17 protein-coding genes and 4 pseudogenes are annotated in these 25341 nt (G+C 65.9%); 10 read left to right on the plus strand and 11 right to left on the minus strand.

Annotated features, from left to right (window positions below):
* Positions 1–439 (plus strand): annotated as a pseudogene (locus tag ABZ420_RS10675) (transcriptional regulator); the annotation flags it as partial.
* Between the two features lie 498 nt (positions 440–937).
* On the opposite strand, the gene ABZ420_RS10680 reads toward ABZ420_RS10675, so the two are convergent.
* The 5 genes from ABZ420_RS10680 to ABZ420_RS10700 all read right to left on the minus strand — a co-directional run bounded on the left by ABZ420_RS10680 (position 938) and on the right by ABZ420_RS10700 (position 13594).
* On the minus strand, positions 938–2257 hold the full coding sequence (locus ABZ420_RS10680) for a hypothetical protein (protein ID WP_357119999.1): 1320 nt from the start codon (positions 2255–2257) through the stop codon (positions 938–940).
* 16 nt (positions 2258–2273) lie between these two features.
* A complete protein-coding gene (locus tag ABZ420_RS10685) occupies positions 2274–6074 on the minus strand; it encodes a hypothetical protein (protein WP_357120002.1) in 3801 nt (1266 codons plus the stop codon).
* The gene (locus tag ABZ420_RS10690) at positions 6071–8422 is read right to left on the minus strand and encodes a hypothetical protein (protein ID WP_357120005.1); all 2352 of its coding nucleotides are present in this window, start codon (positions 8420–8422) and stop codon (positions 6071–6073) included. The genes ABZ420_RS10685 and ABZ420_RS10690 overlap by 4 nt, the downstream gene beginning before the upstream one ends.
* 272 nt (positions 8423–8694) lie before the next feature.
* A complete protein-coding gene (locus ABZ420_RS10695) occupies positions 8695–9294 on the minus strand; it encodes a hypothetical protein (protein WP_357120007.1) in 600 nt (199 codons plus the stop codon).
* Positions 9295–9568: 274 nt separating this feature from the next.
* Complete coding sequence (locus ABZ420_RS10700; RefSeq protein WP_357120010.1) at positions 9569–13594, minus strand: DUF6603 domain-containing protein; 4026 nt, start codon at positions 13592–13594, stop codon at positions 9569–9571.
* Positions 13595–14348: 754 nt separating this feature from the next.
* Here ABZ420_RS10700 and ABZ420_RS10705 point away from each other — a divergent pair.
* Positions 14349–14549: a hypothetical protein gene (locus tag ABZ420_RS10705; RefSeq protein ID WP_357120013.1), complete on the plus strand. Its 201-nt coding sequence runs from the start codon at positions 14349–14351 to the stop codon at positions 14547–14549.
* Between the two features lie 217 nt (positions 14550–14766).
* Here ABZ420_RS10705 and ABZ420_RS10710 read toward each other — a convergent pair whose 3' ends face one another.
* From ABZ420_RS10710 to ABZ420_RS10720, 3 genes and pseudogenes are all read right to left on the minus strand, one after another.
* The gene (locus ABZ420_RS10710; RefSeq protein WP_357120015.1) at positions 14767–15474 is read right to left on the minus strand and encodes a hypothetical protein; all 708 of its coding nucleotides are present in this window, start codon (positions 15472–15474) and stop codon (positions 14767–14769) included.
* 46 nt (positions 15475–15520) lie between these two features.
* A pseudogene (locus ABZ420_RS10715) lies at positions 15521–15631 on the minus strand (alpha/beta hydrolase); the annotation flags it as partial.
* A gap of 94 nt (positions 15632–15725) precedes the next feature.
* Complete coding sequence (locus tag ABZ420_RS10720; RefSeq protein WP_357120018.1) at positions 15726–16133, minus strand: VOC family protein; 408 nt, start codon at positions 16131–16133, stop codon at positions 15726–15728.
* Positions 16134–16580: 447 nt separating this feature from the next.
* Between ABZ420_RS10720 and ABZ420_RS10725 the strand changes: the two genes are divergently transcribed.
* From ABZ420_RS10725 to tal, 6 genes and pseudogenes are all read left to right on the plus strand, one after another.
* Complete coding sequence (locus ABZ420_RS10725) at positions 16581–17342, plus strand: SPW repeat protein (RefSeq protein WP_357120021.1); 762 nt, start codon at positions 16581–16583, stop codon at positions 17340–17342.
* A gap of 139 nt (positions 17343–17481) precedes the next feature.
* Complete coding sequence (locus ABZ420_RS10730) at positions 17482–17865, plus strand: DUF488 family protein (RefSeq protein ID WP_357120023.1); 384 nt, start codon at positions 17482–17484, stop codon at positions 17863–17865.
* A 174-nt stretch (positions 17866–18039) separates the two neighbouring features.
* Positions 18040–18186: pseudogene (locus tag ABZ420_RS10735) on the plus strand (helix-turn-helix domain-containing protein); the annotation flags it as partial.
* Between the two features lie 324 nt (positions 18187–18510).
* The gene (locus ABZ420_RS10740) at positions 18511–19098 is read left to right on the plus strand and encodes a CBS domain-containing protein (protein ID WP_357120026.1); all 588 of its coding nucleotides are present in this window, start codon (positions 18511–18513) and stop codon (positions 19096–19098) included.
* 521 nt (positions 19099–19619) lie between these two features.
* Positions 19620–20099 carry a TraR/DksA C4-type zinc finger protein gene (locus ABZ420_RS10745; RefSeq protein WP_357120029.1) on the plus strand — a complete coding sequence of 160 codons (480 nt, stop codon included), beginning with the start codon at positions 19620–19622 and terminating at the stop codon, positions 20097–20099.
* Between the two features lie 120 nt (positions 20100–20219).
* Positions 20220–21335 (plus strand): transaldolase, encoded by a 1116-nt coding sequence (tal, locus tag ABZ420_RS10750; RefSeq protein WP_357120032.1) that lies wholly within the window; start codon positions 20220–20222, stop codon positions 21333–21335.
* 119 nt (positions 21336–21454) lie between these two features.
* Here the strand turns inward: tal and ABZ420_RS10755 are convergent.
* The 3 genes and pseudogenes from ABZ420_RS10755 to ABZ420_RS10765 all read right to left on the minus strand — a co-directional run.
* Positions 21455–21684: pseudogene (locus tag ABZ420_RS10755) on the minus strand (IS30 family transposase); the annotation flags it as partial.
* 401 nt (positions 21685–22085) lie between these two features.
* On the minus strand, positions 22086–22583 hold the full coding sequence (locus ABZ420_RS10760) for a hypothetical protein (RefSeq protein WP_357120035.1): 498 nt from the start codon (positions 22581–22583) through the stop codon (positions 22086–22088).
* A gap of 126 nt (positions 22584–22709) precedes the next feature.
* Entirely contained in the window at positions 22710–23918 is a 1209-nt protein-coding gene (locus ABZ420_RS10765; protein ID WP_357120037.1) for an FAD-dependent oxidoreductase, read from the minus strand.
* Between the two features lie 360 nt (positions 23919–24278).
* On the opposite strand from ABZ420_RS10765, the gene ABZ420_RS10770 reads away from it, so the two are divergent.
* Together ABZ420_RS10770 and ABZ420_RS10775 are read left to right on the plus strand one after the other, a co-directional pair.
* A complete protein-coding gene (locus ABZ420_RS10770; protein WP_357120040.1) occupies positions 24279–24623 on the plus strand; it encodes a PEP-utilizing enzyme in 345 nt (114 codons plus the stop codon).
* Positions 24624–24670: 47 nt separating this feature from the next.
* Positions 24671–25309: a hypothetical protein gene (locus ABZ420_RS10775; RefSeq protein ID WP_357120043.1), complete on the plus strand. Its 639-nt coding sequence runs from the start codon at positions 24671–24673 to the stop codon at positions 25307–25309.
* The last annotated feature ends 32 nt before the right edge of the window (positions 25310–25341 follow it).

Raw genomic sequence — 25341 nt, forward strand, 5'->3', positions numbered from 1 at the left:
GGTGGAGCGGAATGTGGCGCGTCGGGTGTTCTTGACGCCGGAGTGCTGCAACGCGTATCGCCATAATTGGGATGATCTGCGTCGGATGGTGGGGTCTCTGCGTGGTGCGTATGCGAAGAATTTGGGTGATCCGCAGTGGGAGGAGTTCATTGCGGAGTTGTGTGTGGAGAGTGAGAGTTTCGCGTCGTTGTGGGCGTTGAATGATGTGGCGGTGCCGGTGAGTAGGACGAAGCAGGTGCGGAATTTGGCGGTGGGGGAGTTGGAGATGTTTTTGACGAGTATGTCGTTGCCGTCGGTGCCGACTGCGTGGATGCAGGTGTATACGCCGGTTGATGAGGTGGCGTGGGGTAAGTTGCGGGAGTTGTTGGCGATGAGTCCGGAGGAGCGGGGGCGTCCGTGGGTTGAGCATCGGGAGCAGTATCACGCTGCGGCAGGCTGAGTAGCAGGCTCGTGGAGCCCGCTCGAGCCGGAGCCTCCCAACCGGGAACATCCGAAGAGTCCGAGTCATGGCGTGGCGGGAGAGATTGCTCGGGAACCAGGTGTCCGATCGAGTGCTGCTAGTGGCGTTTGTGGGAGAGCATGTGTTGGCCTGCGGCGCGGAATCGCGGCCAGTTCATCGGTCCTCGGCGTAGCCGCCTTGCCACCATCGGCACAGCACGGTGAGCCGGCGTTCGGTAAGCGGACCAGAAAGTCGTTGCTGGACCTCATCGAGGTAGGCGAGTTCCTCGTCGGTCCATTCCCGGCCTCAGCGACGAGCACCGCAGAAACGGCGTGTTGCCCATCCTCGGCGGCAACCGCACGTGCCCAGTTGACTGCACCACGAATGCACCGTGGGCAATAGTGGTTGTTCGGTCATAGTGGTGCCCTTCTTCTAGGGTGGGATTGGGATGGCCGTCGATGTCGGTGGCGGACCGGGTGATGGGATCCGGGCCGGGGGTCAGGAATCGGGTTCGATCTTCCAGGTGGCCAGTGAGGCGCCGTAGCCCCGACGCATGACGTAAACATGGCGGCTGTACGGGTCCGGGTGGGCATCGTTGTCGTTGACATACAGATGCTCTCCGCCGTATCCGCCGGTGATGGCGACGTCGTCGCTGTAACGGACGACTCCCTTTCCCTCGGAGGTCAGGTCACCGTCGACCTGGAGGCCGTTGGTGCCGCTGGTGGTCAGTTTCTCGGTACCGCCGTTGGAGACGCGGATATCTCCGCTGGCGGACAGGAACCCTTCGACATCGCAGTCGGAGGTCAGGGTGGTGCGGCCGTTGACGGTGAGTCCGTTGCGGATGGCGAGGGCGTCGTAACCCCCGGAGATTCCTCCGGCGGCGGTGAGTTGCTGATCGACCGTGGCCGTCCGGTGGACTTGCACATCACCTTGGACGATGAGACCGCCGGAGACGTTGAGATCGCTTCTGGCGGAGAGGGTTCCGTTGACCGTCAGCGCCGCCACGGTCGGGTTGGTGACGGTGACGGGTACCAGGGCGTTCAGATACGTGGGTTCGAAACCGTGGGCGGTGTACTCGGCGACGAGTGTGAACGTCGTGTCGCTGGTGAGGGAGAACGCGCGCCCGGCGTCGGTGGTGCCGCCGTCGGGGAGGGTGGCGTGGGTGTCCGTGCCCGCGTAGAGCACGGTGCCGTCGCCGTCATAGAGCGTGAAGGACGTGCCGTTGCTTTCCCAGGTGAAATCGACCCGGTTTCCTGCCGTGAATCTGGTTTGGGGAACAGAGGTTCTGTCCGGGCTGTGGGTGATGAAGTTGCGCAGGTAGAAGGGCTGCGGTTCCACAAGCATGTCCACTTTGCTCTGCCTGAGCTTGTGGCGCATTTCGTTGTCTGTGGTGGATTTCTCGCCGATGGTGCAGGTAAGCGTGCCGGTGGGGGTTCCGAGTGGGCCGGTGAGGATAATGCTCATCGGGTAGTCGATGAGATCGGTGTCGTCATCATCGTCTGTGGCTGTGTTCTTGAAGGTGAACTGATAGGGACCCTTGATACCTTCGCCGGTGGCTTCCTCTTCCACCGCTGCGGCGGTGAAGACCTCCCATTTGCCCTCAGGGGTGACCGAACAGGTCGGTTTGCCCGCGAAGTAGGGAGCACTGTTGTCGGACTCGCCGGGAACGGCGATCTGGATCTCTTCGCAGTAGACCGGTTGGCTGCGGGGGGTGACGGCGATGACGATGCGGGCGTGACCGGGGGTGTCCTTGGTTCCGGCCTGGAGTGGTGACGGGCTGGTCGAGGGCTGGTAGTTCAACAGTGGCTGCTCGGTCATGGGTGTGCCCTTCTTCTCAGGTGGGGTCGGGGTTGTCGTCGAGGTTGGTGGTGAATCGGAGCAGGCCGTCTTGAAGTGTCGTGGGGTCGTCCGGGAACTGGGCGTTCGCTGTCGTCGGTGCCAGCGTGTACGGGGTCCAGGGGGCGGACCCGGGCGCGGGATGCAACCAGCTCCAGTTGCCGTGCTTTTCGGCGGGCCGTGGGAAGGCGATGGATCCGTTGCCTGTGCCTTGGCCGTGGCAGGTGGTGAGGATGGGCCCGAAGCGGAACAGGGCCTCGATGTGAGCGAGCGGTGTATCTCTATGGGCGGCCGCGACGGCGACCTCGGCGGTGGGCGTGATGCCGGTGACGGCGTGCACGCTCGCATGCGGGTCTATCAGCAGCAGCAACGGGATCGGGGCCGGGTCGCCGAAGGTCAGTTGGAGGTAGTTGGCGTCCGACGGGGTGTCGCAGGGACCCAGCGGGCCGATCTGGGTGAGGAAGTCCTGCTGTTGGTCGGGCTCGGTGACGCAGTGGAACCGGTCGTAGTTGTAGGTGCCGTGGGGGTCGGACGTGAAATAGCCGATGAGGCCGTCGTCGCGGGCGTGCCGGTCGCCCAGCCGGACCGCGAACTCATAGCCGGTGAACGTCGGCTGCGGCGGTTCGAGCGTCGCACCCCAGCCGGTGTCGAACAGCGGCGGACCGTCCAGGCACAGTCGCAGTTGCGCGGGTATGAGCGCCAGCGGTCGTCCGATGAGGACCGACAGGTTTTTGTCGGCGCGGGCGCCGAGCGGGTCGGTGGTCCACAAGGTGGTGTCGATCGCCTCGAGGAAGGCCGTGAAGTTCGCCGCGGAGGCGAGCCGCGAGGAGCCGAGGAGCCCGGCGAGGACCGGCGCTCGCGCGGCTACCTGGTCGAGACCGGTGATGGTGCCGTCGGGTGGCGGTTCCCACTGTCCGATCTGCCCGTCGCGAGTGCTGACCAGCCGGTAAGTGCCCAACAATATGCCCGCCGGGTCGTAGAGCAGCAGACTGCGGTCGAGGTGGTTGGGTAGCAGCCATCCGCCGATCGGGCTGGCCTCGGTACCGGTGCCGACGATGCGGCGCGCGGTCATGCCGTCGAGCAGATCGAAGTCCAGCCGCGCCGGTTGCAGGGGACGCGGCGGCAACTGGGCGACGGCCGCGACCTTCGGGGCGAGTGAGGTCGCGGTGTTGAAGGCGTCGTCGACGACGAGCGGAAAGTTCCGGTGATCGTGCAGCCCACCGTATTCGGTGTCGGAGTTGACGACGTCGAGCACCCGGCCGAACTTGTCGTAGAGGAACAGTTGCGTCAGGTAGATCTGCCCTTGCCGGATCTCCTGGAACTGCGGGTCGCTTCCGGCGGGCAGGTACGGGACGCCGGTGACCCGGTCGAGGTAGCGGGCGGGCAGGCTGTCCTCGGTCGCGGCGTCCGAATATCCGGCGAGGCCGGCGATGTGGGGGAAGTCCTCGTCGCCTGGTGTCGGGCGGCGGAAGGCGCGGATATCGCGGGCGGCGAGGCGTTCGTTGAATCCGGTCAGTTCCTGGGCCAGGAAATTCCATTCGCCGATATCGGCCAGCCACCCGTCCAACCGGTCGGCTTGATCGGCGGTGCCGTGGTCGGCCACGTACTTCTCCAGGCGGGCGGCGAACAGGGACCGGGGGTGCGGGCTCAGGCCCGAGATCCCACCGATCTCGACGATGTCGTCCAGGGAGTACCGCAACTGGGCGGCACCGGGGGTGAAGCGGTAGTCGGTGCCGTCGAAACTCCAACAGCGCTGGCCGCCGACGCTGTAAGGGATGGGGAGATAGGCCGCCTTCCATTCCATGAACACCGGCTGCCAGGGCTGACTCCAGGGCGTCAGGCCCAGGGCGGGCAGGGTGCCGGTGTAGTCGTCGGGCCGGTGCGCGGTGAGTGTCGCGGTCACCTCGTCGGCGGGCAGATCCGTGGCGGTCGCTAGGGCGGCGGCATTGTCCGGATCGAGCAGGAAGAATTCGGCGAGCAACGCACCCAGCAGGTCCGGAAACGAGGCGCTGGAAGGGATGTCGGGCATCGGCGCGTGACCGGGGGTGACGGTGATCGGTGTGCCGTTGACCGTGACGGCGGCGATCAGGGTGGAAATATCGGCGGTGACCGGCCGCACCGGCAGCGGCTGGTCGGCGTCGGCAATGTCCGGGGGAGGCAGCACCCCGGACACGGTGACGACCGGATTGTTGCTCTGCCAGAACGGGTTTGCGGGTATCGCCTTGAGGGCGGCACCCTGCGGCAGACCCTTGGCCGCGGCGAAGGCGGTGATCGCGGCCTGCAGCGCGTCCTGTGCTGCGGCGTGGGTGCCGCCGGGGTCGGGCTGGGGCACTTTGGCGGCCTGGTCGCGGACCGCGGCGGTCTTGTGGCGCACCCGCTGGGCCAGGGAACCGTCGATGCCGGGGTCGAGATGGTCCTGCATCCGCTGCGGGTCGGGTGCGTCGGGCGGCGGGATGAGCAGGTTGGCGTAGATGCCGTTCTTGAGCCACAGCGCGTTCAATCGCCATTGCAGCGAGGATAATTCGCCGAGCTGCGTGTCCAGGTCGCGCTGATCGTCGTTGAGGGTGTCGAGCCACGTCGGTGCGGTGAACAGCCGCGGTGAGTCGTCTGTGGCGGGCGGGGGTGTCACGGTCCAGCGGTGGCCGCCGGCGGAGGCGGCGAACCATCCACCGTGGATGCGGCGTCGTATCCGGGCGTCGCCGCCCTTCTCGTCGGCCAGCGGCAGCAGACCGTGCAGGAACGCGCGCAGCAGCTGCATGTCGGCGGGGGTGGGCGCTTGACCCGCGACCTCCAGCGCGCGACCCGAAAGTGCCGCGAAAGCGTCCTCGGTGGTGTTGGCCAGGGCGACGTCGATCCTCCCGTCATCGCGGATTCGGCGCAGCGGGTCCTCGGACGGCGCGGTGGTGGCGTCGGGGTCCCAGGCGAGCGACAGCACCTGGCCGGTGTAAAGGCTGCGGGTGGCCGGTTCGACCGCGCCGTCGTGGCCGGGGTTTCCGGTCAGGCGCGGATCCTGCCAGCCCAGGTGGGCGAGCACCTCCGTGTAGGAGGTGCTAGCGGTCGGGGCCAGTATGTCGTCGTCGGGGTGGGAGTACCAGCCGGTGAGGTGATAGGCGAGGGTGGTCGCGCCGGCGAGGTCGGTGAGGTCGTCGATGAAGGAGAAGATGTTGTTGTTGTGTGGGACGTAGGTGGGGAAATATGGGTCGCCGGGACCCATGGCAGTCAGGTACAGCCGATCATCGCCGGCGCGTTCGGACCACGCCCCGGGGGTGTCGGCGGGAAAGGCGAGCCCGATGGGCAGTTGATAGAAGCCCGGTTCCGGCTTGCGTGGTTTGACCTGATTGCGGTAGGTGTCCGCGCTGGCCTTCCAGGCGTCGACGGTGTTCTGGTCGACCAGGAAGTCGCTGGACTGCACCGCGTCGTGGCCTTGCCTGCGGGCGTAGGTGCTGTGCGGGCAGTCGCTTTCGATCACCCATGCCTTGACCCGGCGGTCGGTGGTCCCGCTGAAACGGGTGAGCAGCCAGCGGTTGGGGACCAGCGGGTAGCGCAGCCGCCCGGTGCGCGGGTCCTGCGTGCCGTGACGCAGCCCGCGCGGCAGCGTCCAGTGCAGGTGGACTCCCGGGGCGGCGAATTGGGAATCCTCGATCTGCCGGTCGCCTTCGTCGGCTTGGGGACTGGCATAGTCTTCCAGGGCTCGGTAGGTCTGTTGCCAGATGCGGAAGGTGTTCTCGCCCAAGACGGCCGAGGTGATCACCAGGGCGTCGAGCGCGACCGGAACGACGAGGGTGGGGCGCATGGTCACCGGCCTATCGTTTGATCGGCGGGGCCGGTGAAGCGGATCGCCTCGGGAACCCTGACCATCTGCAGGGCCAGATCGGCCGGGGTGATCGGGCCGACGGAGGTCCCGTGCGCGGCGTCGAGGGCCCGGCCGAGCGCCGCCACCAGCGAACCCGGCGCCAGCACACGGCACCCGTCGTCGCCGCGCAGATGGTCGAGAACCGGAAAGGTGACCTCCGGGTCGAACGGCGCCCCCAGCGCCAGGCCGTGCGAGGAGTCGTGCGGCCGCAGGTTGCGCAGCGGGATGAGGCCGTCGTCGTCGACGCCGAACCGGAACCCTTCCTGCGGTTCGGCCAGCTCGACCGTGTGCGGGATGCCGTCGAACAAGCACAGCAGCACGGTCGGTGACAGATGATCCAGCCGCAGTATCCGCAGCAGCCCGCCCGCCGGATCGTAGCCTCGCACAGCGAGGTTCGGCCATCCGGATACGATCGCCGATCGCAGCAGCAAGCCCGAGATCTGTTGTGCCGCCTCTGTTTCTTCGTCGATGGTGGTACGTGGGTCGCCGGTGCGCAGCGTGTCGCGGTGGGTGGTGGCCTGCGTGGCTGCCGCGGCGCGGACCGCAGCGCCGATGATCCGGTCTAGGACGGTGTCGCGGCTCGACTGCGCACCGATGCTGAGCGCGCCCGAGACCAGCGCGTCCAGCCACGTGCGATCGATGTGGAAGAAGCGCAACGATTCCGGCGGCAGCATCCGTTCATCGGGAACCAGGTGGATGAACGGAATGCCTTGCAGCAGTATCCGCTGGGCCAGCCAGGCCACGATCGGGGCGAGTTCGTCGACGAGCGGCGCCTCGCGCAGCGCTTGGTCCAGTGCGGCCCGGGTGTCGTCGGAGCGGAGGAATTCGGCCAGTGCCTGTGCCGGATCGCTCGGCGGCGCATCGGGGGCCGGTGGCGACCACGGCTGGGTCGGCGCGGGCGTCGGCGCACCCAGCACGGCGAGCAGCCGTCCGTCGAGCATGGCGCCGAACGCCGCACGCGCGGTCGTGACCTTCGAGGTCCCCTCATCCCGGTCCGGGAGGTGGGTGCTGATCTGCTGGTGGTGCAGGGTGTCGACCAGCGCCCGAGCTGAGTGTTTGAAGGTCGTCAGCTGTTGGGCGAAGACGGAATCGGCGATGGCGAGTGCTCGGCCGGTCTCGAACGCGGTCGCCAGCGACAGGTCGAAACTTCCCCAGACCGGGTCGTAGCCGATGAGTGCGTCCGCGGTGGTGGCGGTCATCGCCTGCGGTGTCGCGGCTGGCGCGACCGCGGTGCAAGGGCCGCGATACCAGCCGAAGGTGCTCTCACCGGACCGGGTCACATACGGCAAGGGAACATAGCCGCCGGCGATCCGCCGTGCCACCTCACCTCGCGCGTCGGTCGTATTCGTGCCCAGGTAGGGGCTGGGTAGCCGCAACCACATCTGTTCGCGCGCAGCCGGTGTGCCCGAGCGCGGGTCGTGGGCCAGTCCCTCGGCGAGTTCGCGGAAGTCGATCCTCCGGTCGGCCTGACACCAGAACGTCCAACTGCACAACGACAGCAGCGCCACCGACGTATAGGCACCGAAGTCGGGATCCTCGGTCAGGATCTGCTGGTGGCCTTCCAACGAGACCAGGTGCGCGATGTTCTTCACGGCATCCGCCGATCCCGCCGGGCCCACAGCCGGGAAACGGCCCGCGACGACCACGGAGAACAATCCGTCCTCTTGGATACCCAGAATGGGCCGGTCGCCGGTATCGGCGCCACGGCAGTGGGTCAGCCACCGCGCCTCGTCGAGCCGTGGCGCCACCGCCCGGAACGCCTCGGCCGCGACCTGGATGTAGCGGCACGGCGCATCCGTCGCGATATCGGACTCCACGGCCAGCGTGGGTTTGCGCACCGCCGGGTCGGGGGCCAGAAAATCCTGCACGGTCCCGGACTGGGCCCGGGTCGGGTCCGCGGTGGCGCCGACGAACTGGTCGTCGGTGAACACCAGCAGCGCCAGCCAGGGCGTGCCTGGCGCGGCGTTCATGTCGCGTTCCCATGGCAGCATGGGGTCACCGAGCACCACATGGGGCAGGACCTCGGCGAATCGCCCGGTGCTGCCGTCCGGCGGCTGGGTAGCCAGCACCGCGCCGGTGTCGATCGCCACCTGCGGACCGCGAACGGTGAACCGCTGCACCGTTCGCAACGCCCCGCCGGTGATAATCGACGCCCCGTCCGGACCCGCCTGCAGATCGTGGGTGATTTCGACGGTGTAGTCGCCGGCCGTCACACCGGGAAGGTAGTTGTCGTGCAGTTCGATATCGCCAACCGGGATGGTGTCGCGCGCGGGGTGTGCCGGACTCGAACTCATGCGGGGCTACTCGCTTTCCGGATCATCGGCGCCTGGCTGTAGAGGTGAGCTGTGCGCCGGAGGTCGATTCCGTCAGGTTGCCGTTGTGAACCGTTGCAGGCACAGGGGTTTCGGACCTATCGGCGGGCGGGGTGGTGTCTTGTGTCGTCCTCGACCTGAACTGTTCCGGCCTATAGAGGGATTTCGCTGAGACATCGTCCGCCGGTGTGTACTGATCGTTGAACTGGTTGTCGTGATGGCGGATTCGCACCGAGTCCGTCTTCGGTGCCAAGTCAACTGCCCATCCTTCGTCGTCTCGGCGGCTGCACCTTCAGCCCCTCGTCCGTCGTGCCATTCCGGTTCCGGACGGAACCCCAGGTCCAGTGCGCGGTCGAGAACCGAGTTACGGTCGAGTATTTCGTAGCGATCGTCCCGAGATTTCGATAGGCATTTTCTGCACAGCCCTTCTTCGCCGGGTTTCTCAGGTATGTGCCGATGTCGGTGTAGGCGCCGTTGAGCAGCTCGTATTGTGCGCGGTCAATGATGTGCTGGGCAGGCGCGTCCAAGTCGTCACCCGGATCATCGATCCGCACGGTCGGTCCTGTGAACAGGTTCCCGGGCAGCCAGACATACACCCGGGCAAAGTCGTCCCAGTAATCGTGGCGTAGTGGGGTATTCGGGTCGTGGATAATCTTGTTGCTTTTGATCTCTTTTGCGAGCTGCTCGACCCGATCGGGGTTGGCTAGCGCTAGCAGTGCCTTCGTCTCTTTCCCTGTCGTCTCGTCCTCTTGCATCGCCCCGTAGGTGTGGACGTTGCGCTCGATCGCGGTGAGCAGCGGACCCGCTACATCGCCGACCTTCTCCTTTGCTATGACTGTGTCCCATAGGGTCATCAAGCCGGCTTTACCTTTCTTCGGCGCGACATGGTGGTATGAGGATGGAGATTCCGCCGCTATCTCCTGCGGGCCCAAAACTAGGTAAAGCCAACTCTGAGGGGGTCCTACATACGGATGGTTGGGAGCGGCGTTGCCAAACGAGAGGTTGTACCTGGTGGGGGGCATGAACCTGCTCCTTCGCGGCTCGGCCCGCCGTCAGGCCGGGCAGATAGTTGTCGCGCAGTTCGATGTCGCCGACCGGGATGGCCTCCCTTGCGGGGCGGACTCGAACTCATGCGGGGTTGCTCACTTTCCGGATCATCGGCGCCTGGTTGTAGAGGTGTCCCGCGCCCGATGCCAATCCCGTCAGGTCGTCGTTGGGGCCGGTGAACAGTCCGGCGGCGGCGAGCGCGGTGAACACCTGATCGCGTCGGTTTCGGACCGGATCGGTGTCGAGGTCGCTGATCAATCGCACGGCGGCGGGGTCGGCTGCGACGACGTGGTCGTGGTTCGGTTCGGGGTGCAATGGCAGCGGAGACAGCCCGGGTGGGATCTCTTCGGCGTCGTATTCGCTGAGCGGGAACACCCCGCGAGAGCCGGCCAGCACCGGCCGGGGTGCCTGCACCTCGCATCCGACCAGCAGATCCGCGACAACCTCGGCGCTGGGTTCGGCGGGCCGGTGGGTGAACGGAGCCGGCGGGGCGCCCCACAGTGAAGCGGCCAGGTTCTGTCTGCGCGCGGTGACCGTCCAGCCCTGGACGGGCCGATTCTCGTGCCGCACGGTGAGCTGGTGCACGCCGGCGAGGCCGGTGTGGTTCATGGGCCGCACGTCGATGTCGGCACCGGTCGCCACGGAGTCCTCGCCCATCCGCACCTGGCTGCCGGGAATCGCGGATCGGGTGTGGAAACGCAGGTCGCGGGCACGCATCAGCCACCTCTGCCCGCTGCTGCTGGGTTCACCCGTGCCGGTGTCCGGCACGGTGGTGTCCAGACCGCTTATCGGGGTGAGAGTGAGCACTTCCTCGCGTTTGGGCAGCATGCCGGCTAGTTGTGTCCAGTTCAGCGGTGCGATCTGGCCCTGGTCCGGGTTGGCGCCGAAGCCGATGGTGACGGTGTGGACGACCAGGTCGACGGTCACCGAACCGCCGGTCGGCGGCCCCCACAGGGTGAGTTGGGCACCGGCCGAGACGCTGATCGTTCCGTGGACGAACAACGCGTCGATGCGGACCGACGCGCCGATGGACACTCCGATCTCGGCGGCGAAGCTGAACGGATGCCAGGCCACCACGAGATCGGCGTGGGCGGTGAACCAGGCTCGGATCGGACCCTCGTGGAACACCACGTCCAGCTTGGCGCCCGCCATCGCGCACGAGGGCGTCACGGCCAGATAGGCTTCGGCGGTGACCGATACCGAGGTGCTCGGGGCCCACCTGATGCCGAGTGGCGGCACGACGGGGTAGTAGGACGGGCGATCGAATTTCGGGTGGTAGCCGCCGAGCGAGACGACGAACTGCCCGGCGTTGGGGTTGGATCCGAACCACACCGCTGCGGCGAATCCGCCGGTCAGATGGCAGTCTTTCACCAGCACATAGGAGGCGTCGGACAGCTGCGCCTGCGCGGTCAGGGTGCCCTGGGCCGGACGCAGGGACGACTGGAGTCCCAGTTCGGCGTAGACGTAGGTGTGCGGTGATCGACCGGCCAGCGGAAGTTGCAGCGTCGCGGTGCCCAGGAGGGTGAAAATCAGCTCGTTGCCGAACTCCGCGACGAGCATCAGTTTGGTCTTCACGACCTCGAACAGGGTCAGTTCCGCCCCGACGCCGAGCCAGTAGCTGCCTTGTTTCGGCGGAATCCATTGCTGTGGCGCGGTTCCCGGTGAGGCCGGTGCGCGGCCCTCCAGAACGTCGAGAACATGGGTGGGTTCAGTGGGGCTCTGCCCGTTGAGGGCCAGTAGCGGGAAGTTCGGCACTTCTCGCGCGGTGGGAACGACCAGCTCGCGGTTGAACCCGAAACCGGCCATCAGCGCGCTGACCACCACCGGCGGCTCGCCCAGCTCCGCGTTGAGCTGGGCGAAGATGAACAGCGAAGGATCCCCGCCGGTCAACTGCGCGTAGGAGCCGATCGCGGCCAGAGCGAAGGACTTGCTGGCGATGACCGCGGTGCCGTCGTACTGGAACTCGATCCCGGCGGGCGGGTTCGGAACATGCAGCAGGCCACCGGAAATAGTGACCGCCGGAGTGTTGACCGCCACCCCGAGCCCGGACAGACTGAACCTCGGCACGAACTTGTCCAGCGGTGAACCGACCGCCAAGCCGTCGAACGACAGCTTCAACGGGCCCAGGGCGACCGCGGCGTCGAGCGCGAACATCAGCGCGTTGTCCTGATAAAGCACGCCGATCCGGTTCACGTGCAGCACACCGAGCTGTTTTTGCACCTGTAGCCACACACTCGCTCCGCCCTGCGGCGCATGCGTATTCGGGGTTGCCGGAACCGAGCCGGATGTGTCGGTGGGCATCTCGGGCGCCGGGTTACCGGACGAGGACGTACCCGACGGCGGGAGCCCTGAAGCCCCGGACGATGTGGCGGGCAGACCCAGCGCTACCGGTGTGGTGTTCGCGCCGATCCGCAGTGTCGCCTGCACGGCCAGGCCCTTGGCCAAACCAGCACCCGGCAGCGACACCACCTCGGCGTGAGTTAGCAGGGCGTCGAGCGACGCGGTGGTCGTAGCATCTATAGCACCGGTGCTATAGATGACCTGGAGATTGTCCACACCGAGAGTGCCCATCGCGGACAGGAACCCGCCGACCAGCGGCAGCTGGCCGAGATCGATACCGGCCGACAGATCGAAACCTACCGCGAACACCGCGGGCCCGGTGCCCGGTTTCACCCGGATGAACTTGGCGTCGGTCAACCCGACCCGCAAGCTCTCGGGAATATCCGCCGCGAGGTCGGTGGATACCGCGGCGATCCAGTCCCGCAACGCGACTGCGCCGCCGTGGACATTGCGATAGGTGGCGACGAAGGCGTCCATGCCACGCTCGGCGGCGAACAGGAGGTCCAATTCGAACTCGCCCACCGACAGCGTTCCCTCGTACCGGGTACCGGTGTCGTCGCGAGTGATGGCGACGCCCATCGCCGCCGTGACACCGTCGGCGATCTCCAGCTCGCCCCGGCAGCTGACGGCGAAGTGGCCGCTGCCGGTGGTGTAGGAGAACCAAAGACTGGTCAGCGCAAGGGTTTCCACTGGCTTGGGCGCCCCGGTGAGGCCCAGGTGCTCGAGCAATGCCCCCATCGTGAGCTCGTCGCCGGCTGCTGTCCCGCCTTCGAAGGTCCAGCCGCCGTCGGCACCGGCGGACTTCTCCGCGCTGATCGTGACGGGAACAGATCCCAGCCGCGCCGTGCCCGAGAAGCGGGCCACAAACTTCTCGACGGTGTTGTAGGCGATCGAAGCCGACACGTCCTTCAGGGTGAAATGACCGATGGACCAATCGCCGGTGAGCGTCGCCGTGATCCGGTAGGTGCCGCCAAGGCCGGTGACGAAATCCAGTTCGGCGACGGTCAGCTCGGTCGGCACATGGATACCCGGGAGCCCGAACGAGCTCAGCAACTGCGTGACACCGATCGGCTTGTGCTCGTGCAGACTGCCGATGAGATACAGGCCCGGCAGCCACAATTCGACATCCAACGCGAGATCTTTGAGCGTGAACGCAGCGGCCACCGCCGCGGACCTCACCACATAACCGGCAGGTTCGGCCGACAGGTCCTTGTCGAGGCCGAAGTCGAAACCGGTGACCTGCCCGAGTGCGCGATCCAACCCCAGATCCGTCAGGCCGCTCTCGAGTGTGCGCCACCTATCGTTCCCGGCCAATGCTCCTACCAGCGTGTTCACCGTGAACGCGCCCGGATCCCGTGACCGTACCGCTGCTTCCAGCTCGCCGTCCTTGCCCGTGTTCAGCGTGACTGCCACCGCGATCCCGTCGAACCGGCCATCGAGGATAAGCGTGACCTCGCCCAGGCGGGTCACCCGCACGGTCGCGGCCTGCACGGTAGTGGCCACCGCGGTCCCCGCGGGCCAGGCCAGCTCGGTGCAGCTGAGGGCCAGCGTCAGTTCGGTACGGCCCTGGTCGATCCGCGACCGGCCCGAGCCCGCGATGCCCTCCAGTTTGCGCCCGGGAAAGGTGGCGAGCGCATCGCGCAACCGGCCCGGCAGCGCAGCGTCTGCCCCATCGAGAACTGGCGGGTCGCCGAGCCCGGTCAGATGGGCCGCGAGCGCGTCCAGATCGATCGAGCCCTGGTCCCCGGGCTCCGGCTCACTACTCATCGTTTCTTCGCCCGACACTCGAGCCCGAGAACCTGTCGTCCTCTAGCCTTCCCTGCACCAGCTTCGCAGGACAACCGGATATCGGGGGCCATCGAAAGTCGTCCTCCTTGCCGAGGAACGCTGGTTTCTGGATCGCGGATGCCGAGGCGAGTCTGTTTGTCGCCGTTGCCCACAGGTAAGTCCTCCCCCCATGTGTGGCGCCGCCTGCCCTCCCGAGGTCTGCATGCGACAAGGCTCGTGTCGATGTGGTGCGCTCGGTCTCACCGTCAGAGCTGACGGGGCCGTAGCCAAGATGCAATGAAATACGTTGTCGGAGAAGAAAATACATGGACAATGGACCAATGTGATAACCAGTTTGCGCGGTCGTGGCCAGCCCGTCAAGCCCGGCTGTGGAAGTGCTGACGTGTCGTCCGCGCTTGCCCGCATGGGAGCAACCGGCGATCGGGCAACCTGGTCACAGGTTGAGATGCCTGCGGGCTGCTGTCCGGTGGCGTAGGTGGTGTGACTCTCGGGTGGTCCTGTCGTATGTGGGGCTGCCCGTCCGATAGCGTCTGTGGCATCGTTGGTCTGTGCGGATGCGGCGGGTGTCTGGCTCGTATCGCCGTCGCTGGTTTGTGCCGCAGCGGACCTGAGCCGCCGACGACGGTCAGGCGGTCGCGCAGCTGCCTGTCCGCCGGTCGAGTTCCGTTCGGCGGCAGTGGATTATGTTCCGCTTCGCGTCCCGGGGGCCATTGGTGACTGTGGAGGGAAACGCGTGGAGAACAGCAGCGAGTGGGACCAACTCGTCCAGACCGTTTCTGTCAACAGTTACGGCGTGCACGTCGAGTCCGACAAGGTCAGCCTCGAGATCGAGGGCGCCGACGAGGACTGGGGTTTCCCCGGACGTCGTGATCAGACGAGCAGGCGATCAATGGATCCAGATCGACAGGACGTTCGCCAAGGCCGACAAGGTTGATCTCGCGCCCGTACTCACAATGGCCGGTAGCAAGATCACCGTCGGCGGGATCGTCTGTCTGTCGCGGGTCGCCGGATGCATTTCTGGGTTGTTGGTAGATATCCGATCGCGCATCATCCGGCAGGTCCAGCCGATCACGATTGACGGTGACCATATTGCCGCACTGGCCTTCCAGCCGCCGAGTGACCGCGGGGCCCGGCGAGTCCCCGGTAGGCCGTCACGAAACCGGGGCTCCGCTGGGTAGCAACTCCTCCGCTGACCTGATAACGAATCCTCTGCCTGCGTGCGCGCCGTGAAGTGGGTTGTTCCGAGCCCTTGTTTGGGTGATTGCATTCAGAGGCGGACCGACCACCCTTGCGAGCGGCCGGCCCAACGATCCTCCCTCACCGCGCGGATACGCTTCTTCTCGGTGAATTGCTCCTCGGCCTGCAGGAACGCCATTCTGTTCAAGAAGCGGTGATGTCGGTGCGGTCAGGCTGCTGGGATCGCGGCTCTCGTCGCTGCGTTGCAACCGCAGGCTCTGCGAGAGCAACGCCAGATAGCTGATCCGCGATTGGCAGTACTGCTTGGCGCCTTGCCCGCGGTGCAGCGGCAGGTCGTTGTAGGCCATCACCTTCGTCGCCTCCCGCAGCCACGGCTGGGAGGTCTCGGTGAACCGTAGCGCGCCACCGAAACCGAACACTGCGATGTCCCACACGCCTTTGCGTCGTTCGGTTTCCGGATCCGAACATTGCCTTCGCGCGAAGGCAATGAAGTGTCTGGTCAGCGTGATTTCCTCGAAGATCAGTCCCTGCAAGGACGCCGCATCCAGGCGGTGTGCTTCCTGGGCTCGGAGATGGTCGGCTACGCGGCGGAAGAAGAATGGCTTGGTTTTCGCGCCGTCGGTGGTCCGTTGCTGCAGCCCGAACAATAACTCCGCCACCACGCGCGCAGACAGGCCCCGCAGGCTGATCTCGCCGCCGACCGCGATTCGCGTCTGCGCCCATCTGTTCGCTATCGCAGGGCACCGATGACCCGGTCGCGCCCACTCCTCGGTTGTCGAAGGCCATGACGCGGTGGTGCGCGTCGATGCCGTCGATGACCGGTGATGGCGAGCGGCCTCGAGTCTTAGGTCCGCTCGAATATCGCGGGCCAGGTGGGAAAAGGCGAAGCCATTTCCTCAGAATCAGTCGGCGGTCATCGGAAGCGATGATCGATGACTTCGCGTGGAAGTTTCTCGGGGCTCGGGTAGGTGATCAGCACGCGGCAACCGTCCGGGTCGATACCGTCGACGAAACTGATCCCGTTCGCTTGGGCGGTGTGGGTACTGGGATAGTGAGCGCGCAGTCGGTGTTCGATGCCGTCCAGCTCTTTCTTGCTGTCGGTGGACCAGATGAGGTACACGACGCCCAGGTCACCGATGTGGCGCCTGTGAAACGTGCCGCTGACTCGTAGGTAGAGCTGGAAGCCGTCGGGTGTCAAGAGCAGCGCGGCGTCCGGCTCGTGAATCGCGACACGGCATTCCAATACGTCGCAGTAGAAGCGTATCGAACGATCCAAATCCGACACTTCCATAAAACACGACGCGGCCCGCACGATTCCCATCTGCTTCCTTTCGAAGCGTCGCCCTGTCACCCAACGCTACCGGTTGTTGTGCTGCGTGCTGCGTAAGTACTGCTCGAGGGAATCGAGATGTCCATGGTTGACACGGCACCGGGGTAAACGCTCTGCCGCGCCGGATTCGGCCATCGCCCGCGAGCCCGGTCTGTGGCAGTTGTACTCGATCGTGGTCGACATCGAGCAGGTCAGGCCGGACGCGGGTGGTTTGGGGGAGTCTTGTCGTCGGGTTTGCGTGGACCAGACCGGGGAATTTCGTCGTGGACGAGTGCGACTGCTCGCGCGTTGATGGTGCGTCCGCGGACGAAGGCGCGTTCGGTATCGGCAGTCGACGCCGGCAGGGCACCGATGAGCTGTCTGGTGCTGTGAAGTCAAAGCAAGGGTCGAAAGCCGATGATCAGGGGGAAGCCACAGGCTGGGAGTGAGGTGAAATGGATGGCAAGGTCTACGTGGGTGGGGTGGGCAGCACTGGTGGTGGGGATCGGCGCGGTGGCGGCGTCGATCACAGTGAGTTCCACTCGGGTCGGGGAGGGTCTGACATTCGGCTTCGGTGCGTTCATCGCGTTCTTCGGGGTGTTGTCGTTGCCGGTGCGGAATCGGACCCCCGATCATTGGGGCTTGTTTGTGGTGGGCTTGGCGATGTTCCTGCTGCCCTGGCTGGGTGCCGGCTTCGTCCCTGATCGCGGGGCCGCGTGGACAGCGTGGGTGGCCGGGTTTCTCGCCATGGCCCTCGGGGCCGCGGCATGGACCCGGGGTAATCCACCTACCGCGTCCGGCATCCGCGATTACAGCACCGGCGCGGGCGAGCGCAGCGCCGTCAGTTATTGGATAAGCCGGGCGGCACTCGTCGTTGGAGTCGTGACGGTGGTGCTGGCCGGGGCGGTGGTGCACTCATCGCCCGCGGCGACTGCCGTCATGATCGGGCTGGGTGGCCTCACCGCAGTGACCGCGCTGTGGTCGCTGCTCGCGGGCGATCCGACGCGCGATTACCTGGCCTTGGCCGTCGTAGGGTTTGCCTTGTTCCTCGCGCCGTGGGTCGGTGGCTTCGCGGGTGGCAGCGCCGCATGGACGGCCTGGATATCCGGCTGCCTCGTCACCGTCCTCGGTGTCACGGGGTACCTACGCGGCGAGTCCCTGGATAACAGCAGCACCGTCGCCGACGCCGCCGAGGCGCGTTACCGCGAACGATTCCGATGACGCAATGGAAGGCGTGATCTCACCGTCGAGGTCTCCTGGTAGGCGTACCGTTCGATGTGTGGCAAGGCCCGGACCGGCCGCCCGAGCTTGGCCAGCTGAGACTCCGCAAGGCGAGCAGCGATAGAACCGGGAGTCGGCGATGACGACTCGACGCATTGTGCAAATCCGCAGAATCTATGACGACCCCACGCCGCAGGACGGTACCCGCGTCCTGGTAGACCGGCTCTGGCCCCGCGGTGTCAGCAAGACCCGAGCCCGCCTCGACGAGTGGTGCAAACAGGTCGCTCCATCCACCGAACTGCGCACCTGGTACGGCCACGACCCGAAACTGTTCGATGAATTCGCTCGCCGCTACCGCGACGAACTGACCGCACGCGATCGCGCCGCCGCCCTCACCCACCTGCACCAGCTGGCCGACCGTAGCACGCTCACGCTGCTGACCGGCACCAAGAACACCGACATCAGCGAAGCCGCCGTACTCGCCGATCTCCTCGCACACCCGAACAGGTCCCCCGATAGATGACGGGTCGCCTCGTGCCGACGGACGGCGACCCGGCGTGCTCATCCACGACCTTTTGCCACTTGCGCCCGGTTCGACGTCGGAGCGGCTCATGGTGACGTTGGATCGGTTGGCGAACGTACTGGGTGGCTACGGCGTCCGATTGCGGTTGGGTTCGGTTGCCCGGTCCACCCCATTACGCAGTGGGGCGCGCAGCTCGGTGTGAACGAGAACACCATCCGTAATCGGCTGCGCAAGATGGCATAGGTGACCGACCTCGGCCTGGACGACCCCCGCAAACGGTTCGCCATGATGATCGAACTCGCCGCCACTGATTCCGCCTGATACACCCGCGCTGTGCCATTGCCACAGATCCCGGTGCCTCGATTGTCGGATTAACGCAACCTGTCGCCTCGACTCGACGCGATCATGGAGTGGAGCAGAAGTCGCAGGTAGGGGCGGCGCAATGATCCGAGTGACTGTGACCCGGCCCGACACTAGGGCCGTGCGCGTCGTCAGGGGCGGCTACGCCGCCTCGGCTCGCCCCTGACGAGACTTTCCACCAGCCTCCTGCGAGAGAGAGGCAGCACTCGGAGAACACAAGGACGGCCCGGTGAAGTGGTCCGCCCTTCGAGCGATCCGGTCCTAGTTGAATCGGAGTTGAATGGAATGAGGAACGTGCGGGTAAACGAGATCATGCGAAGACCGATCATCGCTGTGCGGCATACTGATTCGGTACGCGAGGCGGCGCTGAGGCTTACCGAACTGGGCTATGCGGCGTTGCCCGTTCTCACCCAGGATGACCGCCTCATTGGGGTAGTCACCAGCGGTGACCTGTTGCGGGCCGGCGAACTCGATGACACCGTCGACGCCGTGATGACCGCACCCGCGGTGTCGGTCTCCGACAGCGCAGCTCTGGCCGAGGTCATGAGGTGGCTGGTAACGCGCGGACTGCGTAGCCTGCCGGTCGTCGACGCAGACGGTTGTCTGGTCGGGATGTTCAGCCGCGGCGACGCGTTACGGATCATGCTTACCCCTGACGACGCACTCGCGGCCGATGCACAGAATGTTGTCGATCAACACACCGGCGTGCGGCGCTGGCATGTCACCGTCGAAGAAGGCAACGCCGGCATCTCCGGCCGGTTCACCGACGAATCCGAACGGCGCATCGCCATCGCCCTGATCCGCACAGTGCCCGGTATCCGTGCCGTGACCATCGCGGCGACACCGGCCGCGGTGGCTGCATCCGTGCACTGACATCGACCCGGCCGACCGCAACTTCCGAACGCCTGCGTGAGCGGCACACCGACCGTCACTTCGATGGGTTCGAGCCGACGTCGCCAAACGTAGACCAGCGGGGACAGGTTGTGGCCTGAACGAGATTCGCCGGGGTCTCGGCGCGCCTGCCCCGCAGCTGGGGTCGTCACACGGCCCCGGGCATCGCGGTCCGCGCGCACATCGCCGCCGGAGCGTCCACCGCGCTGATAGGCCTGACTCGACCGCAAGCGTCGGGTGACCGCAATCGCCTTTCTGCTTCCACTGGTTTGCTGTCGACGGTGTGCCTCAAGGATGCGAGTGGAGGAATCGGACAAGTGGCGCACCCGCACTTGTCGCGGACGAACAAGCGCAGCCGTTACGGCGTGAACGATCCTGGGGTTGTCAGCCTATATTTCGATCGCGTGGAGGTGGTCATACAGGGGGCCGCTGGCAGGGCGGCCCATCCCATCTCGGTGACTGCATCTCGAACCGATTTCTAACCACCAGTCCTGGAGACCCGGATGACCCTCGCACAGCACGTCTCACCCGAACGCCTTACCGACCACCTACCGGCGCTGAGAGCCAGGCTCAATCAGCAACGCCGCTTCCGAGCGCAGCAACTGGCCGAACTCGACGCCGAAATCGATCGCGCCGCCGCACCCACCGACGCAGCTGAAGCAGCCCGGCATGAGGTCACCATTAAACTGGCCGCGGCCGCACGACACGCCTTGGCCGACATCGAGGAAACCCTCACCCTCATCACCACAGGCCGTTACGGCCGCTGCCGCGGCTGCCACACCGAGATCCCGCTCCACCTACTGCAAACCATTCCCACTACGCAGTGGTGTCTGAACTGCCGGCGGCATCTGCCCGCCTTCGACGGTTCCCGCCCGACGCGCGGACACCTTACTCGAACACCTCTCCAAGGAACTCGACGTGACCTGCGGCGAAACCGATTGCAACGGCCCATATGGGGGCATCCCCACGACAACCAACTGTGACCGATGGTCATCCCGCTGGACACCGACACCACCAAGAACACCGCCCCGAACGGCGGACTCGACTCCGTTGTCGGAATTCGACCCGGGCCGGAACCGCACCGAGTGGGAGGAGGACATGAGATGCCCGACCCGTTGACTGCGCTGACCCAGGCCGGGGTGTCGATCTGGCTCGACGACCTCAGCCGCGAACGCCTCACCGACGGCAGCCTCGCCGATCTGGTTCGTGACCGGCATGTGGTCGGTGTGACTACCAACCCGACCATCTTCGCCAAAGCCATCACCGGCAGCGACTGCTACGCCGAGCAAATCCGTGATCTCGCTCTGCGCCAGGTGGACACCGACACGGCCCTGCGGGAGCTGACCACCTACGACGTACGCTGGGCCTGCGATGTGCTGCACCCGGTATACGAGGCTACCGGCGAGGTGGATGGGCGGGTCTCGATCGAGGTCGACCCGCGTATCGCCCACGACACCGACCGCACGGTGGCCGAGGCTCACGCCCTATGGTGGCTGGTCGACCGGCCCAACCTGTTCGTGAAGATCCCCGCCGCCAAACAAGGGCTGCCAGCGATCACCGCCTGCCTTGCCGGCGGCATCGACATCAACGTCACCCTCATGTTCTCCCTGCACCGATACCGCGAGGTGATCGAAGCGTTCTGGTCCGGGCTCGAACAAGCCCACGCACGCGGGAAAGACATCACCGCCATCCACTCCGTGGCGTCGTTCTTCGTTTCCCGTGTCGACACCGAGGTCGACCAGCGTCTCGACGAACTCGGCACCGATCAGTCTGCCGCCCTGCGCGGTCAGGCCGCGATCGCCAACGCGCGGCTGGCCTATCAGCTCTATGAACAGAGTCTCGACAGCGACCGGTGGCGGGCGCTGGCGCGGGCCGGTGCCCGTCCGCAGCGTCCGCTGTGGGCGTCGACCGGGGTGAAAGACCCCCGCTACGACAACACCCGCTACGTGGTCGAACTTGTCGCGCCCGGAGTGGTGAACACCATGCCGGAAGCGACCCTGCACACTGTCGCCGACCACGGCATGGTCCCCGCCGACAGCATCCACGGCACCTACCCCCACGCTCAGCAGATCCTCGACGAACTCACCGGGCTCGGCGTCGACTACGACGACATCGTCGCCACCCTGGAAGCCAAAGGTGTCGCCACATTCGACGCCAGCTGGGACCAACTCGGCACCGACCTCACCCACGCCCTCACCGGCACACCCACCCGGCGGTGACACCGATGACCACACCCCCGACAACCGTAATCGCCGGTGCCGGGCCACGCCGTGGCCAAAAGCCGCACAGACATTGCGCGACAACCGATAGACGACCGCCGATCCTAATCGGCAACGATTCGGAGAGGACCATTCGTGTTCTCGTTCGTGCCTCGCTGCCACGGGCTGTGAGGATCGGCGAAGAACACCGGGATCCCCGTCTTGCGGGTGAAGTCAGCGTGCCCCCACATGCCTTGCCGCGGTCCCACGTCAGTGATCTCACCAGCGGAGCAGTGATGGGTTTCATCGCCGCGGCCAGTGGCCTGGTCATCGATTTGGCTCCGTAGCCACCCAACCCGGGACCGCTCTTCACCGAAGTTGGAGTTGCGGGACAAGCAACTCTTGGATTCGACCAATATCGCAGGCTCGAATATTGCGTATCCGCCACTCCGGATGTCCGGCTTCCGACCTCACGCCGTTCGCAGTTCCAGAACATTCGACGATCTCTCGCAGGCGTCAAGGGTTCTATACGCCTGCTGGGGTTGTGCGAATCTCGCCGTTCATGTGGTTCTCGGTGTCCCACGGCCCGGCCTTCAGGGCCGGCCTGACCCGTGACGTGCCATTCGCCCACTCAGCCACTCCGGTAACGGCCAGTCGACGAACTTCTCACCTCGGTCTGCGAAACGCCTGGCGGAGGAAACGCCCAGGATGTGAACTCAACGCCGACGCGTTCGTTCATTGTTATCGGGGTTCGTGCGATGTGGATAGCAATCAACGGGCAATAGGTGTACCTGAACCGTGGGCCCCGGGTTCTGCCCCGGTACCGAACTCGGCCGGGCCGGCATGGACGACAGCGCCGGCGAAGCGGTGCGCGGTTTGCGGATTCAGTTCGGAATCGGTGATAACGCAGGTGACTTCGTCGATACCGGCGACCTTTGCGAGGGCGCGTCTGCCGAACTTGGAGCTGTCGGCCACGGCGACAGCTCTCGTCGCGGCGGCGATCATCGCTCGCTTCAGGGGCACCTCCAATGTGTTCATGTTGGTGATCCCGGCATCGACGTCAACTGCGTCTGCGCCTCGACGCGGCGATCGAGACGTACCTGCACACCGTGCCCGGCCAACGCCCGCCGCGGCTGCCGCACTGCGCCGGAAGTCGTGACCGCCGAGTTCGGCGCGGATGCCGATCCGGCGCTGCTGGATCGGGACCGGGCCGCGGCTTGGGTCCACACCCGGTGGGGTGCTGCTCGTCTCAATTCGTGTGACCCGCATGACCCGCAGCGGCCGGTTGAGCGCTCGATATGCGGCTATCTTGTGTTCGCGAGAGGTCCCTGGGGCAGTGCCTTTGCTGTGAGCCGGATACGCGATGTTCAGTCGCCGAACGCGGCACCTGCCCGATTAGTTGTTGGCGCGTTGGATGGAGCGTCGGACCAAGCCGCGGATGCCGGGGAGCTGGATCGCGCGGAGCATCAGCTCGCCTGCCCACACATGTGTGCGTGACGGCGGGGCGAATCGGCTGATTCCCTTCCGGGCCAGTGCCTGTCGTTTGTGTACTTCCGGGCGCAACGACGTCTCCCAGGCGTCGAGTGCGGTGGGAATGTCATCGCCGTGTGCCGCTAGCGCGGTGCCGAGCCGGTCGGCGCCATCGAGAGCGAGGGCGGCACCGTAACCGGCGAATACCGTTACGCACCATGCCGCGTCGCCGAGTAGAACGACTCGGTCGTGACTCCAGCGGTCCATCACGATTTGGCCGACCGAGTCGAAGTAGGCGGTGTCGGGGTCGGCCTCGAGTTGGTGCAGGGCGTCGGCGATACCGCCTCCGAGATCCCCGAACGCTCGGGTGAGCGCGGGTGCGGCGCCGAGAGCCAGTTCGGCGGCCGGGTCGGGGGCGCGGTAGGTGAAGAACGCCGAGGATCGTTCCCGCCCCAGGTTCATCACCGCGGCTGTGCGTCCGGGGCCGATAAAGGTCGTGCCGACGCCTGCTGATACATGCTCGGGAATTGCTTCCAGCGGAAATGCGCCGACCATGTGGCCCAGGTCCACGAAATATTCGGGCTCGGCGCCGAATGCGAGCTCGCGGACTCGGGAATGCACGCCGTCGGCGCCGATGAGGAGTTCGGTTTGCAGGCGGGTGCCATCAGTGAGGGTGACCACGACTTCCCCCGGGGTCTGGGCGACGGCCTGCACGGTGGTGCCGAAACGGATGTCGACCAGCTCGGCCACCGCGCCGTACAGCGCCGACTCCAAGTCGCCGCGGAACAGGCTCAGTGCCCGGTTCCCGGCAGCAGCCTCGGCGACGGCGGCCGGAATCCTGAACTTCTCCCGTCCGTCCGCGTGGACGAGGACGGAGGTGAAGAACCCGATATCACGCGGAGCGAGCGCCGGTATGAGCCCGAGCCGCTCGGCGGCGGCATATCCGGGTCCGTGCAGGTTCACCAGGTAACCGCCACTGCGACGAGTCGGCGCGCGCTCGACCACAACGACGTCCCAGCCCTGCTGATGCAGCCGCAACGCGGCGGCCAAACCGGCGATACCGGCGCCGACAACCACCGCCCGCCTGCTCGGCGTTTCGGCGCGATGGTGCGCGGCGTTCTCGAGAGGTTCCACGTGCGACTCCTGAATCGATTCGTTGTCGGCGAAAGCCATCCACGAACTAACGCCATGCCGTCGTCAACTAATAGTTGACGGCGACATGATCGTCAACCTATGGTTGACGCATGGCTGGACGAGTGCCACTGCGTGAGGTGATCGTCGCGATCGAGCGGGTCCACCCTGAGGGCAGCCTGAATCAGTTGGTAGCAGCGGTGATTCACGCTGCGCACTGGTTGCGGCCGGCCGATCGGCTGCTCGACTATTTCGTGGGCCGAGCCCGGCGCGCAGGCATGCCCTGGGTGAAATCGGCGCCCACCTCGGTGTCTCCAGGCAGGCCGCGCAGAAAAGATTCGCGATTCGCCAAGAGGAACCAAGATGCCTGAAGTACCGATTGTCACCGGCGCCCCGGCCAGCCGCGGTGTTGTCGCCGGTCCGGTCCGGCTGGTGCACAGTGTCGACGACTTCGGCGCGGTTCGGCCGGGCGATGTCATCGTCTGTCGCACGACCGATCCGTCGTGGACAGCGCTTTTCAGCGTTGCCGCAGCGGTGGTGACGGAAACCGGAGGAATTCTGTCCCATGCGGCAATCGTCGCCCGCGAGTACGGGATCCCGGCTGTGGTAGCGGCCGAGGGTGCGATGGATGCCCTGGCGAATCATCGGACGATCTCGGTCGATGGGACAAACGGGCACGTTCACGCCGTTCGCTCAACCCAACGTTGATGTGACTTCATCAGGCATGGCTGATCGATACGAAAGGGAGGTCGGCGATGACGCATGTTTCACGCAGTTCGTTGCTCGCGTTGCACGCAATCCGCCTCGGCGGATTCGTCGATACACAGGCGGTGGCCGACAGATACGGAATGCCCGTCGCTCTCGCCGAGTCGCTCGTGCGGGACTTTCGGGAGTCTGGTTGGATCAGCCGCTTCCGTTTCGGGGCGGACGCAGGGTGGTCGCTCACCGAGAGCGGGCGTGTGGAGAACGAGCGGCTACTCGCCGACGAGCTATCCCAGTGTGGGGCCAAAGCATTGATGGAAGACGTCTATCGCATGTTTCTCCCGCTCAACGCACGGTTGGTGCAGGCTTGCACGGCCTGGCAGCTGACCATCCTTCCCGACGGCAGCATGCAGGACAACGACCACGGCGACGCGCAGCGCGACCGGCCGATCCTGGCCGAACTCGAAAGCCTCGCGCATGAATTGATTCCGCTGACGATTCAGCTCACCGAACGACTCGCCCGGTTCTCCGGCTACGACACCCGGTTCGCCGCGGCCGTCTCCCTGGCCGCCGACAATCCCGAGATGGTTACCGGCACCAAAAACGATTCCGCCCACCGGGTTTGGTTCGAACTACACGAAGATCTGATTGCCACCCTCGGTATCGACAGGGCACTCCCCTCCGGCCCGTAGGTGGGTTCTCCCACGCCCGGCGGTTCGGGCTG

Source organism: Nocardia sp. NPDC005745 (assembly GCF_040630775.1).
Lineage (GTDB): Bacteria > Actinomycetota > Actinomycetes > Mycobacteriales > Mycobacteriaceae > Nocardia.

Excerpts from the sequence above, each read along its gene's own strand:
- ABZ420_RS10760 (WP_357120035.1), bottom strand. The coding sequence starts at position 22,583 with ATGCGGGTCACACGAATTGAGACGAGCAGCACCCCACCGGGTGTGGAC.
- tal (WP_357120032.1), top strand. The coding sequence starts at position 20,220 with ATGCCCGACCCGTTGACTGCGCTGACCCAGGCCGGGGTGTCGATCTGG.
- ABZ420_RS10770 (WP_357120040.1), top strand. The coding sequence starts at position 24,279 with ATGCCTGAAGTACCGATTGTCACCGGCGCCCCGGCCAGCCGCGGTGTT.
- ABZ420_RS10775 (WP_357120043.1), top strand. The coding sequence starts at position 24,671 with ATGACGCATGTTTCACGCAGTTCGTTGCTCGCGTTGCACGCAATCCGC.
- ABZ420_RS10720 (WP_357120018.1), bottom strand. The coding sequence starts at position 16,133 with ATGGGAATCGTGCGGGCCGCGTCGTGTTTTATGGAAGTGTCGGATTTG.
- ABZ420_RS10725 (WP_357120021.1), top strand. The coding sequence starts at position 16,581 with ATGGCAAGGTCTACGTGGGTGGGGTGGGCAGCACTGGTGGTGGGGATC.
- ABZ420_RS10695 (WP_357120007.1), bottom strand. The coding sequence starts at position 9,294 with ATGACCCTATGGGACACAGTCATAGCAAAGGAGAAGGTCGGCGATGTA.
- ABZ420_RS10700 (WP_357120010.1), bottom strand. The coding sequence starts at position 13,594 with ATGAGTAGTGAGCCGGAGCCCGGGGACCAGGGCTCGATCGATCTGGAC.
- ABZ420_RS10730 (WP_357120023.1), top strand. The coding sequence starts at position 17,482 with ATGACGACTCGACGCATTGTGCAAATCCGCAGAATCTATGACGACCCC.
- ABZ420_RS10745 (WP_357120029.1), top strand. The coding sequence starts at position 19,620 with ATGACCCTCGCACAGCACGTCTCACCCGAACGCCTTACCGACCACCTA.
- ABZ420_RS10680 (WP_357119999.1), bottom strand. The coding sequence starts at position 2,257 with ATGACCGAGCAGCCACTGTTGAACTACCAGCCCTCGACCAGCCCGTCA.
- ABZ420_RS10690 (WP_357120005.1), bottom strand. The coding sequence starts at position 8,422 with ATGAGTTCGAGTCCGGCACACCCCGCGCGCGACACCATCCCGGTTGGC.
- ABZ420_RS10740 (WP_357120026.1), top strand. The coding sequence starts at position 18,511 with ATGAGGAACGTGCGGGTAAACGAGATCATGCGAAGACCGATCATCGCT.